This window comes from Thiosulfativibrio zosterae, assembly GCF_011398155.1.
GTDB classification, from domain to species: domain Bacteria; phylum Pseudomonadota; class Gammaproteobacteria; order Thiomicrospirales; family Thiomicrospiraceae; genus Thiosulfativibrio; species Thiosulfativibrio zosterae.
In genome coordinates this window covers 1,297,000-1,313,398 of the sequence record NZ_AP021888.1, presented here as the reverse complement: position 1 = coordinate 1,313,398, position 16,399 = coordinate 1,297,000, and the positions used below count along the sequence as shown (strand labels likewise).

Below are 16,399 nucleotides of genomic sequence, written 5' to 3'. Positions count from 1 at the left end.
TAAATTGAATCAGACTTTATTTTGAGCCAACATCTTTTTCAGAATTTTTTGTATTGAGCAACCCTAAACGCTCAAACACCAATTTACGGGCAGCCTCATCTAAAGGCACTTCTTCATCAAGCGAACGCGCCTGCAAAAGGCTCATAGGTGGATCGATAGGCTGACCAGTCTTAGCATCTTCAATGGGTGTTAAACTAAACTTGATGATTTCTGGCAACACCATAGAATCTTTATCACGCCAAAAAGCTAACTTAGAAGTGAGTGAGGTATCTTTTCTAATTTCGTCAGGTAATTTTAACCAGGCCTGGTGATTATCAGCATCCATTTTTTCAATGGACCAATTGACACGATAAGTCATGGCTTTAAAGTAAGTCCAGGATTCTTCTAAACCAGCTTTTAGTTTCAAACCATCAAAAGCCGTCCCCTGAGTTAACTCCATACGATTTTCAGTCATTTCAATTTGCTGCAATGCATCTGCTTGAACAGCACCGAAGAAAATCATTGCCTGATATAAAGCTTCTGCTTCAAAGAATGGATTGCTTGGACGGATTTTGGAATTACCCAGCGTGGTGTCACCATCTGCGTCTACCCCGCTGAAAATATTGGCATGATAAAAATAAACACGCGTCTTTTGAGTTTGCGCATCCATTTCAACACGGGCAATCAAACGATCATAGGCACCTTCTGCGAACTCTGAACGCCAGCTGTTTAATAGCTTGGTTAAAGGGCCTTGATCATCAAGCGGAACCAACTCTTTTCTAGGCGTAAAGTTGGTTTCAATCACCCCAATATCTTTACGAGCCGATTTAATACTAAAGCCCATAGAGTTTAAAAATGCTTCTAGACCGGTCCAAACCTTATCACCATCAACCGTGTCCATTTCTAACCAGCGTTCACCCAAATTAGACTTAACTGCTAAGCCCTTAGCTTGATAAGAAGGAATCAAATTGGTTTCTTCGGTGCTAGCGCTATCAATAATTTTGTAAAACTCGTCTTTTTGAAAGTTGGGCGCTATGAGATTTGGGGGCATTTCAAGTGATTGTGACAGCGAAGACTCAGTGGATCTGTAATCCCCTTCTGAGCCAGAAGCATCTTTAGAGTTTAAAGATTCACAGCCTGATAAGGCTAACAAAGCTGATAAAACACAAGAAGTCCATAAAGTTTTATGAGAGGTTAAAGAGTAAGGCAAACTGTTTGAATAAGACACTTAAATAATTCCTGCTTCGATCATCGCTTGTTTAACTACATCATGACATTGAGCTGACAAGGGCGTCAAAGGTAAACGCAAGGCGGGACCAATCAGCCCCATTTGATTCATTGCCCATTTAACGGGGATTGGATTGGCTTCTACAAATAATTTGCTGTGTAAACCCTGCAAAGGTGCGTCTTTGGCTTTGGCTTCTTCTGCTTTACCTGCTAAGGCTAAGTCATAGGCTTCACTGAGTTCAAGCGGGGCAACATTTGCGGTGACTGAAATACCACCGTGTCCACCCATCAAGATAAAATCGATGGCCGTTGCATCATCACCCGTGTATAAATCAAACTCTTGACCTGCGAGTAAATCTTGAATTTTAGTCACACGCGTTAAATCACCCGTTGCTTCTTTTACACCAATAATATTTTTAACGCTGGCTAATCTGGCAATGGTTTCAGGCAACATATCACAGGCTGTGCGCCCAGGTACATTGTATAAAATTTGAGGTATATCAACCGATTCAGCTATTTTTTTATGGTGAAGGTACAAGCCTTCTTGAGTCGGTTTATTGTAATAAGGCGTAACCAGTAAACAAGCATCAGCCCCTGCTTTTTTGGCGCATTCAGTCAATTCAATAGCTTCTTGAGTAGAATTGGCTCCTGTGCCTGCAATCACTGGAATGCGACCAGCTGTTTTTTCAACAACAAATCTGACGACTTCACAATGTTCTTCAAAAGTTAAAGTGGCAGATTCACCGGTAGTGCCCATCGCAACGATGGCCTTGGTCTTTGATTTTATGTGAAACTCAACCAATTTCTCTAAAGCTTCAAAATCAACAGACTCATCCTCATGCATTGGGGTTACCAACGCAACCATGCTGCCTCTAAACACAGGTTTACTCCCTAAGAATTACTTTACAAGTTACAGGAGCGTAATATTACCGCCTAAAGCCCTTTTCTTCAAGCAATTATTCCCGACTTTGCGGGGCTTAAAAACCCTCAATTAATTTCAACGAAATTTCATTGGAATATCCTATTTAAAGACGGCATACTAACCTTGTATTTCTTCTCAAAGGTAAGCATATGAGCATCAAAATTGGCGATACTCTTCCAGAGTTTTCAGTCACATCAACCCCCGACAAATACATGACTTCAAAAGACTTTCTGGGGCAATTCACTGTGTTATATTTCTACCCCAAAGACAACACACCTGGTTGCACAACCGAAGGTTTAGAGTTTTCTGAGCAAGTAGAATTATTAAAATCTCTCAACACACAAGTGATTGGGGTATCAAAAGACAGCTTAAAAAAGCATCAAAATTTCATCGCGAAACAGAATTTTAAATTTGAACTGATTGCGGATATTGATGAAACCCTCTGCCAATTATTTGATGTCATCAAATTAAAGAAAAACTATGGCAAAGAATACCTTGGCATTGAACGATCTACTTTTTTAATCAACCCAGAAGGTAAATTGATTCATGAATGGCGAAAAGTTTCTGTTAAAGGGCATGTTGCATCGGTTATAGACACTTTAAAAACTTATCTCTAAATACACGATTACTCACACTTTAAGGAAGCACAAATGAATCAAGATTCTAAACGCTTATTTATCCTAGATACCAATGTTCTGATGCACGACCCTATGGCGCTGTTTAATTTTGAAGAACATGACATTTTATTACCCATGACCGTTCTAGAAGAGTTAGATGCTGGCAAAAAAGGGATGTCTGAAGTTTCTCGAAATGTACGCGAGACAAACCGCCTAATTGATCAAATCATTTGCAATGCCACTTTTGAAGAAATCAAAGCAGGACTCAGCCTTGAACGCATTCACCCCTTAAAAGATGGCCAAACACTGCATTTAGGTAAACTTTATTTTGAAACTGAACCCCTAAAAGCAGAATTACCTGCCTCGCTCCCCAGCCACAAAGCAGATAACCATATTCTGCAAACTGGCTTAGCGCTGAAAGAACTCTATCCGCAGCGCAATGTCACTTTGGTTACCAAAGACATCAACATGAGAATAAAGTCTTCCGCTGTTGGACTGCACTCTGAAGACTATTACAATGACCGCGTCTTAGAAGATGCCGATTTGCTTTATACCGGTTGGGATTATTTAGACGAACACTTTTTTGAGCAAAATGCGCATCGCATGAAGTCTTGGTTAAATGATGGTCGAACTTTTTATGAAATCGAAATCGATAACACGGTTCACTGGTATCCCAATCAATGTTTAATTAGCCCAAATGAAGCGGGATTTAGTGCCATTGTTCGAAAAGTAGAAAACAATATTGCAACGCTTGAATATATGCAAAACTTTCAGCAAAGCAAAAAAAGCATTTGGGGGATAAGCGCTCGTAATGAAGAGCAAAATATGGCGCTTAATTTCTTAATGGACCCTGAGATTGAATTTGTCTCTTTACTGGGTGTCGCGGGAACGGGTAAAACCCTTTTAACCCTTGCGGCAGCTTTAGAACAAACGCTTGAAGACAATTTATACTCAGAAATCATCATGACCCGTGCCACCATACCTGTTGGTGAAGATATTGGTTTTTTACCCGGCACTGAAGAAGAAAAGATGACGCCCTGGATGGGAGCATTAATGGATAACCTTGAAGTCTTGTCGCAAACTGAAGGTCATGTCAGCAAATGGGAGAAAGACACCACCACAGAACTGATGAATCGCCGCATCAAAATAAAATCTATGAACTTCATGCGTGGGCGTACTTTTCAGAAAAAATTCATTATTCTAGACGAAGCGCAAAACTTAACCCCTAAACAAATGAAAACACTAATTACTCGTGCAGGCGAAGGGTCAAAAATAGTCTGTTTAGGAAACATTGGACAAATTGATTCACCCTACCTAACTGAAACCACCACAGGCTTAACTTATGTTGTGGATCGATTTAAATATTGGGAACACAGTGCTCACATCACCTTAAAACAAGGTGAACGCTCTCGATTGGCTGAGTTTGCAAACGAAAACTTATAAAAGTCCAAAAACAAAGTCCAAAAAACAAAAAAGGCGGTAAATCCGCCTTTTTTCTTACTTCTTAAGATTCATCAAATATTAACGAAACTTTTCTTTCTCTTCTTCAGTAGGAATACGGAATCCTTGCTCTAAAGCTCGCTCTTTGCAATAGGTAACCGCAAAATCTAACAATTCCCCAACGGCTCTATGTCTAAACTTATGCTTTTGTCTCACATGAGAAAAAGGTCTGTAAAGTGGTGGATCTAAAGGAATGGCTTTTAAAGTACCTAACTGCAACTCTTTTGATAAAGTGGTGCGAGAAACGATTGCAATACCTACATCAGATTCCACCGACATTTTGACGGCCTCTGGGCTACCAAGCTCCATAACCACCTTCAAGTCGCTATAACTTAAGCCTTGCTCACGAATATAGTTGTCAATAACTGCACGCGAACCAGAACCCTCTTCACGAGAGATGTAGCCATACTTACGAATCTGTTCAACTGAAATTTTATTGCGATTGGCTAGAGGATGGTTAACAGGAACGATCAACTGCATCTCATCAAGGCGGCAAACATCTACTTCAAGGTTTTTATTATAGACAGGGGCTTCAACAACACCCAAATCGATCATATTGTTTTCAACCATTGAAACGATGGCATCCGTGTTACCGACTTGCAAACGAATATTAACATCTTCAAACTGCTTTTTAAAAACACCTAATAGACTTGGCAGCAAATACTCTGCAATAGTGGTGCTGGCACCAATAATCAGACTTCCAGTCACTTCACCTGTTAATTCGCGAACTTCGTTGTTCATCTTTTCATAACTATCCAAAATCTTTTCTGAGTAGTCATAAACCACCTTGCCCGCGTCGGTCAGTGTGATTTTATTATGCGTTCGATCAAATAAACGAGTGTTAAAGAATTCTTCGAGTTGCTTAACCTGAAAAGTCACTGCGGGTTGCGTCATATGCAGTGTTTCAGCTGCTTTGGTAAAGCTCATCACACGCGCTACTGTGTGAAATACTTGGAGTCGTCTATCAGCCATTAAATTTGCCTTAGAGTAAAAACTAATTAAGTGAATTTTTTATAAAAAAAATTGATGGAGGTGAATATAAAACTTTATTACATGAAAGTCAAAATTATCTTTATATTACCCTGTTAGAAGGCTTTAATATAAGCCTATTGAGGGGTATTAAACAGAAATTATCTCGACCTATCCTTCAAATGTTGTTCAATACTTTTAAGATGATTTTGCAAGGTTTCTGTTTGTTTCTCATGAATTTTTTTCTCAAGAACAATAAGCCTGTCATCAATTTCTTTTAACATCGACTCCAACATTTGCTCATGCCTTTTAGACTGCTCCGCCATGCGTTGCTCGGTTAACTGCACATATTTTAGAATTTCACTTTCCATTTTCTTTTGTTCAGCGCCCACCAAAAAAGCTGAAATGTTTGCAGTTAACAAAGAAAATAGTACCACACCAAATATAATTAAAAAGGCGCCATAAAAGCGCCCATTATCCGTTAAGGGAACAACATCCCCATAACCGACCGTAGTGATGGTAACTAGGGCATACCATAAACCTGATGTAAAAGGCTTATCTTCTATGGCCGAAAAAATGGCCGCTGAAATCACCACAAACACGACTGCTGCCGCTAAAACGCGCCCAAAACTGTTGCGTCTTAAAATAGCCACTACATCTTCAATAACCGTTACCAGCACCCTTACAAATAGAATTAAACGCAAGGCTCTAAATATGACTGCCCAATCACCGCCCCACTCCATCCAAGGAAAAGCTAAGAAAATAATGACTAAATTCAACCAATTATGGCGGATATAACGAACTTTTTGATCCACCAAACTTAAGCTAACCACAAACTCCGCAAAAAATATCCACCAAACAGCCAAAGACAACCAAATCCCATTAAAATGAACTTCTGAATAATCTAATATCAGCTGAACAACCACACCTAAAAGTGCTAACAAGACCAAATAAGAAAATAAAGTTCCGAAGCGCTGTGCACGATCATTCTCGTTTGCATGAACCCCTGCGACCCCCAATAAAGCCTTGTAGTTAATTGCCATATTAATGAACCAGTCCTTTAGCCAACAAAGGGGTTGCCTCACGCCCTTTAAGGGCTTGCAGCATTAACCAATTTTTGGCAGGCGCTAGGCGGTTTGCTAAAGGTAGTATCACGCTTCGCACCGAATTTTTAAGTTGAGTATCCTGCTTAAACATCCAATCAAAACCTTCCATTGAACGCTGAACAATTGCATTATCCCCTCTGCGCCATCTTTCATAACGACGCAAAACCGCAAATCTAGACCAGTCCTTATGGGCATTTTCAAGTTTTGCATTGCTCAGGGTTTCGATTAAAGCCGCAACATCTAGCAACCCTAAATTTACCCCTTGTCCAGCTTGAGGATGGATGGTATGAGCAGCATCCCCCACCAAGACTAAATGCGGTTTGACATAGGCTTCTGCATGGCGTCGCGTTAAAGGAAATGCTGCTTTTTCAGCAATTTTTAAAATCTTACCTAAACGACCTTCGGAAGCTATTTCAATTTGTTTTGCAAAAGACGCATCGTCCAAACTCAATGCCCACTCCATTTTTTCAAGCGGCAAATACCAAGCAATAGAACTCATTTGTTCGTCCATAGCTAGAAACGCAAACGGACCGTCTTTTTGATATCGCTGCCAACAGGTATCTTCATTAGGCAACTCGGTTTGAACACAACCCACCACGGCACACTGACCATAATCATGCGTCTCAAGGCCAATATGCGCTTTATTTCGAATAAACGACTGCGCACCATCGGCACCAACAATCAACCTGGTCTGAACATGACCAAGTCCTTCCAGTTCAAGTTTTGCAAAATCTTCCTCTAATGAAAGCTCGCCAACGGTTCTATCAAATAGGGTAGTAATTTTGTCTGACAAAACAATCTGATCCCAAATTGCCGCCTGAATGACTGAGTTTTCAACCACAAAACCTAGATTGGGTTCATGTATGTCAGCGGCCGAAAAATGCACTTCGCCAGAACTGGCTTCATCCCAAATATGCATTGCCTTAAATGCATGTCCTCGTCGAGAGACAACCCCAGACCAGGCTCCCAGGTTTCTCAGAATGTTCTCTGAAGCTCTGGTTAAAGCACTGACGCGCGTTTCATAAGGATGAGTATTAGACCATTGCAATTGAGGAGGTGTTTTTTCTAGCAACAGCACTTTAAAGTCTGCCTGAGCCAAACCCAGTGCAGCGGCAGCGCCAACCATTCCGCCACCAACGACGACCACATCCCAAACAGTATTGATAATATTGGTTTTTTCAGCATCTGAAATTTCAACTTGTAGATTGGATTGCATTATTGATTTATCCCCATGCCTAATTTTGAGAAGCGTTTTCTGAGCGGACTCAACGACTGCATTGCCATTAGACCAATACCCCTTAGATGACCAATTACCGGTGATGGCGCTTGAAACAATTCAATTAAACCATCGGTAAGCCCCATTATTTTTTGATGATGCTCAGCGCGTTGTTTGGCGTAAGACTCAAGAACAGGCGCCACATCCATTTCAGGATTGATTAGGTGATTAGCCTGTTGCAAAAATGCCTCAATATCGGCAATGCCTAAGTTTAAACCTTGAGCCGCGACTGGATGCTGAGTATGGGCAGCATTCCCCATTAAAACCACTCGCCCCTGAACCATTTGTGGAACATAAGTTTCTTTTAACGGATAAAACACTCTTTCAGAAACCTGCGTAAACGCACCGAGTCTTTCGCCCATTTTTTCAGCAAATAAGGCCATAAACGCTGTGTCATCCAAACTTTTTACAGTGTCAATATCTTTGGACTCACACACCAATACTGCTTTACTGGCATGGCCACCCATTGGCAACAAGGCAACTGGCCCTTGTGTGGTAAAACGCTCATAGGCCCAATGATTTGGCGCAAGCTCTGTTTCTATTTTGGCAATCACACCATAAGCATCGTAATCTTTAATTTCAATGGGCAAACCCAGTAATTCTCTTACCTTGGATTGTGTTCCATCAGCGCCAACCACAAAATCAACATCCAGTGTCTGAGACCCAAATTCTGTTTGCAGACTTAATTGAACAGCCGATTCATCTTGTTGCAAATCAATGAGTTCTGCTGGGCACAAAATCTGTAAGCATGCCTGATCAGCTGCTTGTAACTGTTGACAGGCTTGCCATAAAACCTGACCTAAATCAGAGCCAGATATACTATAACCTAGCGCAGGAACACCCATTTCTGAGGCATGGAGATGGGTCACACCTAAGTACCCTTTTTGAGACACATGGACAGAATGAATCTCCGTGACTTTGGATTGTAAGGATGACCATAAATTTAAGGACTCTAAAAACAGTTTAGAGGCGTAAGTTAACGCCAGCACTCTGCCATCAAAAGACCCATGATGAGCCGCGCCCTCTGATGCAAAATCGGCATTCTTTTCTGCCAAAATAACCGAAAACCCTTTTTGCACCAATCCTATCGCCAGCATTAAACCCACCGGGCCGCCACCAGAAATAAAGACTTTCTTGGTAGCCGAATCTAATGTAGGGAGTTGTTTTTCATCCATTGTTCTATTTCCTCTGGTGTTCTTGGAAGACCATGTGTCAACACTTCACATCCTGTGTCGGTAACCCACACATCATCTTCAATACGAATGCCGATGCCCCAATATTTTGAGTCAACCCCTTCACTCTCCGAAGGAATATAAATGCCTGGCTCAACCGTAACAACCATGCCTAGCTCTAAATCTCGCCAGTCACCGTTAATTTTGTACAAACCAACATCATGCACATCCCGACCTAACCAGTGTCCAGTTCCATGCATAAAAAATCGTTTGTAGCTTTCGTCCTTTAGCAGTTCTGACTCTTCGCCCTGCAACAACCCCAATTTAACCAAACCTGCAATAATCACTTTTGCAGCAGCAAGATGAATTTGGTTGTAGGCGACACCTGGTTTTATAACGGCAATGGCTGCTTGCTGAGCCGCCAAGACAATTTCATAAAGCTGTTTTTGTGCGACTGAGAATTGACCACTCACAGGGAAGGTGGTGGTAATGTCACCTGCATAACCGGCAAACTCAGCACCCGCATCCACTAAAATTAAATCACCATGTTTTAAAACGGCATCATTTTCTGTGTAATGCAAAATACAGGCATTTTCACCACCTGCGACAATTGAATTAAATGCCACTCTGGGAGAGCCTAATTGTTTAAAAGTATGCTCTAAACTGGCTTGAATTTGATACTCAAATTGACCAGGCCTGGTCATTTTTAAGGCCGATAAATGCCCTTGAACGGATATTTGAGCGGCTTGGCGCAGCAGTTGAAGTTCATCGGCCGATTTAATCAAACGCAACTCATGCAAAATTAAATCTAGGTCTCTGAGCTGGCTGGGTGCTTGAATACCTTTGCGAACTTTGGACTTTAACTTTGGTAACCAATTTAACAACTTTGGTTGCCAAAATGCCAATTGCGAAAAACTGAAAAAAACATGCTCGATATTTTCTAAAAAAATTTCCGCTTGCTCATCCAACTGTTCGATTGCAAATGCCTGATTCACACCCAAAGTAGCGGCTGCTTTGTCGACACCTAAGCGTCTACCTTGCCAAGTTTCTTGCTCAGGATCTTTAGGTCGACAAAAAATAACCGCAGTTTCTTCTGCCTTTTTGACCAACACCAGCACACTGTCGGGTTCAGCAAAACCAGTTAAGTAATTAAAGTCACTCAGCGCTCTAAAAGGATAATCTACATCATGATTGCGAATCAGTTCTTCACCCGAATGAACCAATACCACAGAATTGATGGGCAATTCACCCAGCAGTTTTGCCCTTCTGGCGGCACAAATAGAATTTTGCAGAGTCATTATTGCAAGGTATCCGTTGGACACTCAGCTTCCATAATGGGTGCCGCCTGCGTTGGGTTTAATTCTTCATTGACCATCAGCACCCCCATGCGCACAAACTCGCTGATTTCCATAAAATCTGCTTCTTCTTCATCACCTGGTTCGCTCAAACCTGCCGCATCAATTCCAGCAATGTCACCTAGATCGCTTAAAAACTCAATGACTTCTCGTGCCAAGTCTTTGTCAGATTTACCTAACAGCCCCATACCATACAGATAACCCTCGGCCCATTGCCCCAACATACTGGCTCGAAATCCAAGCTCTTCAGTATCGTCAGGAATGCACAGTGCAAAATCAAAACCGGAGCCGTTTAATCCCGCATCTGTTTCAAGGTAAAGTTGATGCAACACTTGCAAGAAAGACTCTTTAACTGATTTGATATCAGCTTCTTCGATGAGTTTTTTAATCCAAACAGTTTCTTTAATTTCACTGTCACCACTCATTAGACCCACCAACATACCATGTACAAATGAGGCAGACTCTAATTCTGGAAACGGTGCTAAAACTTCACTAACTTGATTAAAATCCATTGTCTTTCCTTGTTTACTGAAACTAATTTGTGAATAATACCATAAACTAATCGGGTTTTAATGAGACCAAAATGGCTCAAAGACCCAAATAAAACATCAAAGGGACACCCAATGCTTACTCTGACTCTCATGAACCATACCTTCCATGTTCCCTGCGCAGAAGAAGATAAAGCCCGCTTGATTGAGGCCGCCACACTGCTAGAAGATAAACTGGATCAAGTCGAAAATTTAAAAGGTGAGAGCAAGGTTCTGATGGTGGCATTAAATCTTTGCTATGATTACTTAAGTTTAAAAGATGACGCAACACAATATTGCCTGCAACTCGACAGCCAAGTTGAAGACATTTTGAATCAAGTTACTGACCAATCAGCTAAATAATTAAAAGTTTGCAACAAAACACAACACTTCATTTTAGCCGGTGCTATAATAAAACCAAGCATACGGGTTGGGTTTTAAACCCCGTTCCGATAATTATGACCCTGGGGTCAGAAGCTTTCGATGGTGAGATTCTCGCTTATGTCCGAGAAACCTAAATCTTAAGTGGAGGCTGCCACTTGAACTTTACGGTTCAAGGTGTTTTTTGCCCGGCTCGTATGTCCCATTTCTGAGTTAATTTTATGAATCCTTTAACTCCCGCTTCTGATCCAAAATCTTTGCGCAAATGGTGCCGTGAACAACGCCGTTCACTGAGTCATAGCCAACAAATTCAACATGCCAAACAAGCCACCTCACGCTTACTGAAATCTGCTTGGTTACAACGACCCAAAAAAATTGCCGTTTTTTTATCTCAAGATGGCGAATTAGGGACTAACCCTCTTATTCAAGCACTCTGGCATAGCCAGCATCGTGTTTATTTGCCCGTTCTAAAAACCTTGCGTGGTCGCCCTATGGCCTTTGCTGAGTATCTTCCGAAAAGCAAAATGTTTAAAAATCATTTAAAAATGCTTGAACCTCACATCAAACAGCAACATCATCTGCACGGCAAACAACTTGATTTAATTATCGTGCCTTTGACTTGCTTTGATGAGCAAGGACATCGTATTGGCATGGGGGGTGGTTTTTACGATAGAGCGTTTGCTTTTAAACGCCAACAGCATAAAGCCATGATGTCTCGACCTAAACTGGTTGGTTGGGCACATGAATGCCAAAAAGTCAGTTTCATCAGCAGTGCAAGCTGGGATGTGCCACTAGATGCATTAATCAGCGAACAGCAAATTTACCATTTTAAAACACATTAATTAAACCGATTAAAAACACACTAATTAAACCGACTAAAAACGCAAAAAGCCGCTAAAAACAACCAGGCCTGGTCATTTTTAGCGGCTTTTTAGTTGATAAAAGGCTTAAGCAATCGGTCTTAAAAAGAGTTGATAGCCTGGATTATCTTGCTCGCAGACATAAGGATAACCCAAGTTTTCGAGATAACATTCAAATTGCGAATGTTGCTCTTTAGGCACTTGCACACCAACCAATACACGCCCAAAAGCAGCACCGTGGTTGCGATAATGAAACAAGCTGATATTCCACTCTTCGCTCATTTGAATTAAAAACTGCAACAAAGCGCCCGGTCTTTCCGGAAACTCAAAACGATACAGCGTTTCGTTTTCAATGCCTTTTGCATGACCACCCACCATATAACGCAAATGCAGTTTAGCCATTTCGTTGTCGCTCATGTCTTCAATGGCATAACCACAACCCCGCAACTCTTTAATTAAGGCTTCTTTTTCAGATGTACCACCCTCTGTTCTCACACCGACAAATACGATGGCTTTTTGACTGTCTGCATAACGATAATTAAATTCCGTAATGGCGCGTCTATCCCCTAATAATTCACAAAATCGCTTAAAGCTACCCGGCTTTTCATCAATAGTCACCGCAAAAACGGCTTCGCGTTTTTCACCGATTTCGGTTCTCTCAGAAATATGGCGCAAACGATCAAAATTCATATTGGCACCACTGAGTGTCACAGCAATGCTTAAGCCGGTTAAATGATTCTCTGCCAAATATTTTTTCATGCCCGCCAAACCAACCGCACCGGCTGGCTCTGCAATAGCTCTGGTGTCTTCAAAGATATCTTTTACGGCGGCGCAAATTTCATCGGTCGTTACAGTGACCATTGCATCCACACAGGTTTTGGCAATCCTAAACGGAATTTCACCCACTTGAGCCACTGCCACGCCATCGGCAAACAATCCGACTTGTTTTAAAATAACGCGCTCATCCGCCTTTAAGGCCTCAGTCATACAAGCTGCATCTTCAGGTTCAACACCGATAATTTTGGTACTGGGCGATACTTGTTTAATCACTGACGCTATGCCAGAAATTAAACCGCCACCGCCTACGCAGACAAAAATAATGTCAAACGGTTTATGCTGGCGTAACATCTCTAAAGCAATGGTGCCTTGCCCTGCAATAACATCTAAATCATCATAAGGATGTATAAAGGTTAAACCCTGCGCTTCACACATTTGTTTAGCGTGCTTGGAAGCTTCATCGTAACTGTCACCAAACAAAACCACTTCGCCACCCAAATTACGCACAGAATTCACTTTAATTAAGGGTGTGGTGCGTGGCATCACAATAATGGCCTTAACCCCCATTTTGGTCGCCGATAAAGCCACGCCCTGCGCATGATTACCCGCCGATGCCGCAATTACGCCTTTGGCGCGTTGCTCTTCTGTTAAGTGCACCATACGGTTATAGGCGCCGCGTAATTTAAAGGAAAAGACCGGTTGTAAATCTTCTCTTTTTAGCCAAACATCATTGAGGGTTTTTTTAGAAATTAACGGCGCTCTTTCTAAAGGCGTCTCTATGGCCACATCATAAACAGGCGCACTTAAAACTCGACGCAAAATTTCAACGGGCATGCACAATCCTTTCATTTAAGTTTAATCGAATGATTATAACAAACCCCATCGGCCGGCTTTAAAAATTGATATGAATCATTTAAGCACCCACACTTCAAGGTTTTGACAGTATTTCTCATAAGTTAACCCAATTTCTTAAGAGTTTAAAATTTGCAAACCTCTAAAATCATTTAAAATCCAATTTTTGAATCAACAAGCAGTTTTTTGCCTTTACTAGGTTCATCTCAACCTAGGATGTTCTGATAAAATCTTGCCATATCGCAACTTTATTCAAAACAATAATTTAGATTAATGATTCCCTTTTGGGTTGATAAACCTTAGGACCTTACATGAACAAATCTATTCTCGGTATTATCCTTGCCGGCATTTTAATTGGCTTGGGCATTATTATTTGGCCAGCCATAACTCAGAATTCTGAAGAACGCACCGCAAATTTAATTTCGAATGACCGACCTCAGGGTGGCGATTTTTCATTGATGAGTGTGCAAGGCACACAATCGCTCAGTGACTTTAAAGGCAAATTGGTTTTATTGTACTTTGGCTATACCTTTTGCCCAGATATTTGCCCGACCAATTTGGGCAACTTATCTGTTGCCTATCAGCGCTTAACGCCTGAACAGAAGGCCAAGGTTCAAATCTTATTTGTGTCGGTAGACCCCGTTCGTGATACGCCTGAACGCCTAAAACAATACACCGGTTATTTTGAAATGAACGCCATAGGCTTAACCGGCAAACCTGAAAACATTACTCAAATTGCCAGAAACTACGGGGTGGTATATTTGTCACACCAAAAAAATCCACAAGATGAATATTACGCTGTCGATCACTCAGCCTTTACTTATGTGATTGACCAAAACGGCAACCTAGTAACGCAATTACCGCATGCAACGGCTCCAGACGATTTTATTAAAACCATCCAACAAAACCTTAAATAAAAAAGGAAACTCTTAAAATGCTCAACAAAACTCTTTTAAAAATGGCGCTTATTGGCTTAACCTCAGTCAGCAGTTTTTCAGCGATGGCCAATGAAGCCGCAAACATTTTGATTGAAAACCCCTTCGCTCGTGAAGTGCCACCAACCGCTATGGCTTCTGCCAGCTTTATGACGCTTAAAAACAACAGCGACCAAGACATTAAATTGGTCAGCGCTAACTCTACTGTGGCTAAAAAAGTAGAACTACACGAACACACTCACGACAATGGCGTGATGAAAATGCGTCAAATTCCAAACATTGTTATTCCTGCGCATGGTGAAACCGCTTTGCAACCGGGTGGTTTACACATCATGCTGATTAACCTCAACCAAGGCATTAAAGCTGGTGACCAGGTTAAAGTTGACCTAACCTTTGAAGATGGCAGCCAAAAAACAGTTGAAATGCCAGTGAAATCTTTAATGGGCATGGGCGGCATGAAAATGCACATGCAACACTAATTTATATTTTGTAATCCCTCTCAAACAAACGAGCGTTTCTTAAAAGAGCGCTCGTTTTTTTTATTCAAGCAAAACCCATTCACACTCCTTCAATGCACTGTCCTTCGTTATTGGATAAAATACATGCTGATTAAATTAGCAAGGAAGCCCAATGCGCACACCTATCAAAACACTTACCCTAAGCTGTCTTTTAATGGCAAATAGCTCCGTTTTTGCAGCCGAAGACTTAACCGTTTCTAGAACGATTGACTTATGTTTGGAATACAACTCGGCTAACGCAGAGCGTAAAGAAGTTTTAAAAACCGAAATTGACCGACGCGGCATGATCAGTTTTAAAGACCAAGAAGGTATGCCTAAAGGAGAAGTTTACAAAGGCTCCTCAACCTGTGGTCTTTATATGATTAAAGGTAAACCTTTAGCAGAACAAGCGCGTCAACTCCGCCCTTTGACCTATAAAGTTGTTCATGTCTACCCAGATAAATATTATGTTTCTCAATCTGGACTGATTATGGACATTTTAGACCGTAAAGAAGGCGAGTTACCCCCGCAATTGGTTCATGAAGTGCCTGCAGTTCAACCACCACCGGTTATTTACAACACACCCGGCGGCAGTCACAGTCAGTAAAAGCGTTTTCACATCCATTTATGCTTTGACTATACTTTTGGTCGAAAATGCTTAAAATAATATGACTCGAAAATAAACCAAACCTAGGATAGAAACCATGACTCAAGATGAATTAAAACAAGCCGTTGCTAAAGCCGCTATCGATTATGTTGTTCCAGAAACCATTATTGGGGTTGGAACTGGCTCAACCGCCAACTTTTTTATTGACGAATTGGCTAAAATTAAACATACCATCGAAGGCACAGTAGCTTCTTCAGAAGCCTCTGCAGCTCGTCTAAAAGGCCATGGTATTCCAGTGCTTGATTTAAATTCGGTTGCAGAAATTTCTGTCTACATTGATGGCGCAGATGAAGCTGATGCAGGCTGCCATTTGGTCAAAGGCGGCGGTGGTGCTTTAACTCGTGAAAAAATTGTTTTAGCCGTAGCCAAAAAATTTGTGTGTATTGCAGATGAATCTAAAAAAGTCGGCGTATTGGGTAAATTCCCCTTACCAATTGAAGTTATCCCTATGGCAAGAAGTTATGTGGCGCGTGAAATTGTAAAACGCTTTGGCGGCGAACCCGTTTTGCGTGATGGTTTCACTACAGACAATGGCAATGTTATTTTGGATGTACACGGTTTGCAGATTACCGATCCCGTTGCTTTAGAAAACGAGTTAAACGGCATTGTTGGTGTGGTCACTAATGGCTTATTTGCCGCTCGTAAAGCGGATGTTATTTTATATGGCACCCCAACTGGCGTTGAAAAAGTAGAAGCCTAATGGCTTTATTCGCCAACAAAACGGGCTTTACGGCCCGTTTTTTTTCTCAGGTTTTCAAAAACTGATTTCACTCTAGGAGT

The 16,399-nt window shown here is 41.4% G+C and carries 17 protein-coding genes; 8 read left to right on the top strand and 9 right to left on the bottom strand.

The genetic code is table 11. From position 1 onward, the window contains the following. Positions 1–16: 16 nt before the first annotated feature. Both THMIRH_RS06000 and dapA read right to left on the bottom strand, forming a co-directional pair. On the bottom strand, positions 17–1,207 hold the full coding sequence (locus THMIRH_RS06000; RefSeq protein WP_173291237.1) for an outer membrane protein assembly factor BamC: 1,191 nt from the start codon (positions 1,205–1,207) through the stop codon (positions 17–19). Further along, on the bottom strand, positions 1,208–2,086 hold the full coding sequence (gene dapA, locus THMIRH_RS05995; RefSeq protein WP_207710573.1) for a 4-hydroxy-tetrahydrodipicolinate synthase: 879 nt from the start codon (positions 2,084–2,086) through the stop codon (positions 1,208–1,210). Positions 2,087–2,277: 191 nt separating this feature from the next. Between dapA and THMIRH_RS05990 the strand changes: the two genes are divergently transcribed. Further along, complete coding sequence (locus tag THMIRH_RS05990) at positions 2,278–2,745, top strand: peroxiredoxin (RefSeq protein ID WP_198415255.1); 468 nt, start codon at positions 2,278–2,280, stop codon at positions 2,743–2,745. A 33-nt stretch (positions 2,746–2,778) separates the two neighbouring features. After that, complete coding sequence (locus THMIRH_RS05985; RefSeq protein ID WP_173291236.1) at positions 2,779–4,188, top strand: PhoH family protein; 1,410 nt, start codon at positions 2,779–2,781, stop codon at positions 4,186–4,188. A 78-nt stretch (positions 4,189–4,266) separates the two neighbouring features. Here the strand turns inward: THMIRH_RS05985 and THMIRH_RS05980 are convergent, their stop codons facing one another. The 6 genes from THMIRH_RS05980 to THMIRH_RS05955 all read right to left on the bottom strand — a co-directional run bounded on the left by THMIRH_RS05980 (position 4,267) and on the right by THMIRH_RS05955 (position 10,635). Next, on the bottom strand, positions 4,267–5,217 hold the full coding sequence (locus THMIRH_RS05980; protein ID WP_173291235.1) for a LysR family transcriptional regulator: 951 nt from the start codon (positions 5,215–5,217) through the stop codon (positions 4,267–4,269). Positions 5,218–5,375: 158 nt separating this feature from the next. After that, on the bottom strand, positions 5,376–6,257 hold the full coding sequence (locus tag THMIRH_RS05975; protein WP_173291234.1) for a potassium channel family protein: 882 nt from the start codon (positions 6,255–6,257) through the stop codon (positions 5,376–5,378). A gap of 1 nt (position 6,258) precedes the next feature. Continuing rightward, positions 6,259–7,536, bottom strand: coding sequence for an FAD-dependent oxidoreductase (locus THMIRH_RS05970; protein WP_173291233.1), 1,278 nt, complete (start codon positions 7,534–7,536; stop codon positions 6,259–6,261). Continuing rightward, complete coding sequence (locus THMIRH_RS05965) at positions 7,536–8,771, bottom strand: FAD-dependent oxidoreductase (RefSeq protein WP_173291232.1); 1,236 nt, start codon at positions 8,769–8,771, stop codon at positions 7,536–7,538. Before THMIRH_RS05965 ends, THMIRH_RS05970 begins: the two co-directional genes overlap by 1 nt. Then, positions 8,744–10,066: an aminopeptidase P N-terminal domain-containing protein gene (locus THMIRH_RS05960; RefSeq protein ID WP_173291231.1), complete on the bottom strand. Its 1,323-nt coding sequence runs from the start codon at positions 10,064–10,066 to the stop codon at positions 8,744–8,746. The genes THMIRH_RS05965 and THMIRH_RS05960 overlap by 28 nt, the downstream gene beginning before the upstream one ends. Next, entirely contained in the window at positions 10,066–10,635 is a 570-nt protein-coding gene (locus THMIRH_RS05955) for a UPF0149 family protein (protein ID WP_173291230.1), read from the bottom strand. Before THMIRH_RS05955 ends, THMIRH_RS05960 begins: the two co-directional genes overlap by 1 nt. Positions 10,636–10,746: 111 nt before the next feature. Here THMIRH_RS05955 and THMIRH_RS05950 point away from each other — a divergent pair, with 111 nt between their 5' ends. Continuing rightward, positions 10,747–11,013, top strand: a complete 267-nt coding sequence (locus THMIRH_RS05950; protein ID WP_173291229.1) for a cell division protein ZapA — start codon at positions 10,747–10,749, stop codon at positions 11,011–11,013. A 239-nt stretch (positions 11,014–11,252) separates the two neighbouring features. Next, entirely contained in the window at positions 11,253–11,873 is a 621-nt protein-coding gene (locus THMIRH_RS05945) for a 5-formyltetrahydrofolate cyclo-ligase (RefSeq protein ID WP_173291228.1), read from the top strand. Positions 11,874–11,978: 105 nt separating this feature from the next. On the opposite strand, the gene ilvA is transcribed toward THMIRH_RS05945, so the two are convergent. Then, the gene (gene ilvA / locus THMIRH_RS05940; protein WP_173291227.1) at positions 11,979–13,502 is read right to left on the bottom strand and encodes a threonine ammonia-lyase, biosynthetic; all 1,524 of its coding nucleotides are present in this window, start codon (positions 13,500–13,502) and stop codon (positions 11,979–11,981) included. A 329-nt stretch (positions 13,503–13,831) separates the two neighbouring features. Between ilvA and THMIRH_RS05935 the strand changes: the two genes are divergently transcribed. The 4 genes from THMIRH_RS05935 to rpiA all read left to right on the top strand — a co-directional run bounded on the left by THMIRH_RS05935 (position 13,832) and on the right by rpiA (position 16,319). After that, the gene (locus tag THMIRH_RS05935; protein ID WP_173291226.1) at positions 13,832–14,437 is read left to right on the top strand and encodes an SCO family protein; all 606 of its coding nucleotides are present in this window, start codon (positions 13,832–13,834) and stop codon (positions 14,435–14,437) included. A gap of 17 nt (positions 14,438–14,454) precedes the next feature. Beyond that, the gene (locus THMIRH_RS05930; protein WP_173291225.1) at positions 14,455–14,934 is read left to right on the top strand and encodes a copper chaperone PCu(A)C; all 480 of its coding nucleotides are present in this window, start codon (positions 14,455–14,457) and stop codon (positions 14,932–14,934) included. Positions 14,935–15,127: 193 nt separating this feature from the next. Continuing rightward, the gene (locus tag THMIRH_RS05925) at positions 15,128–15,559 is read left to right on the top strand and encodes a hypothetical protein (RefSeq protein WP_173291224.1); all 432 of its coding nucleotides are present in this window, start codon (positions 15,128–15,130) and stop codon (positions 15,557–15,559) included. 97 nt (positions 15,560–15,656) lie between these two features. Beyond that, complete coding sequence (gene rpiA, locus THMIRH_RS05920) at positions 15,657–16,319, top strand: ribose-5-phosphate isomerase RpiA (RefSeq protein WP_173291223.1); 663 nt, start codon at positions 15,657–15,659, stop codon at positions 16,317–16,319. Positions 16,320–16,399 lie beyond the last annotated feature (80 nt).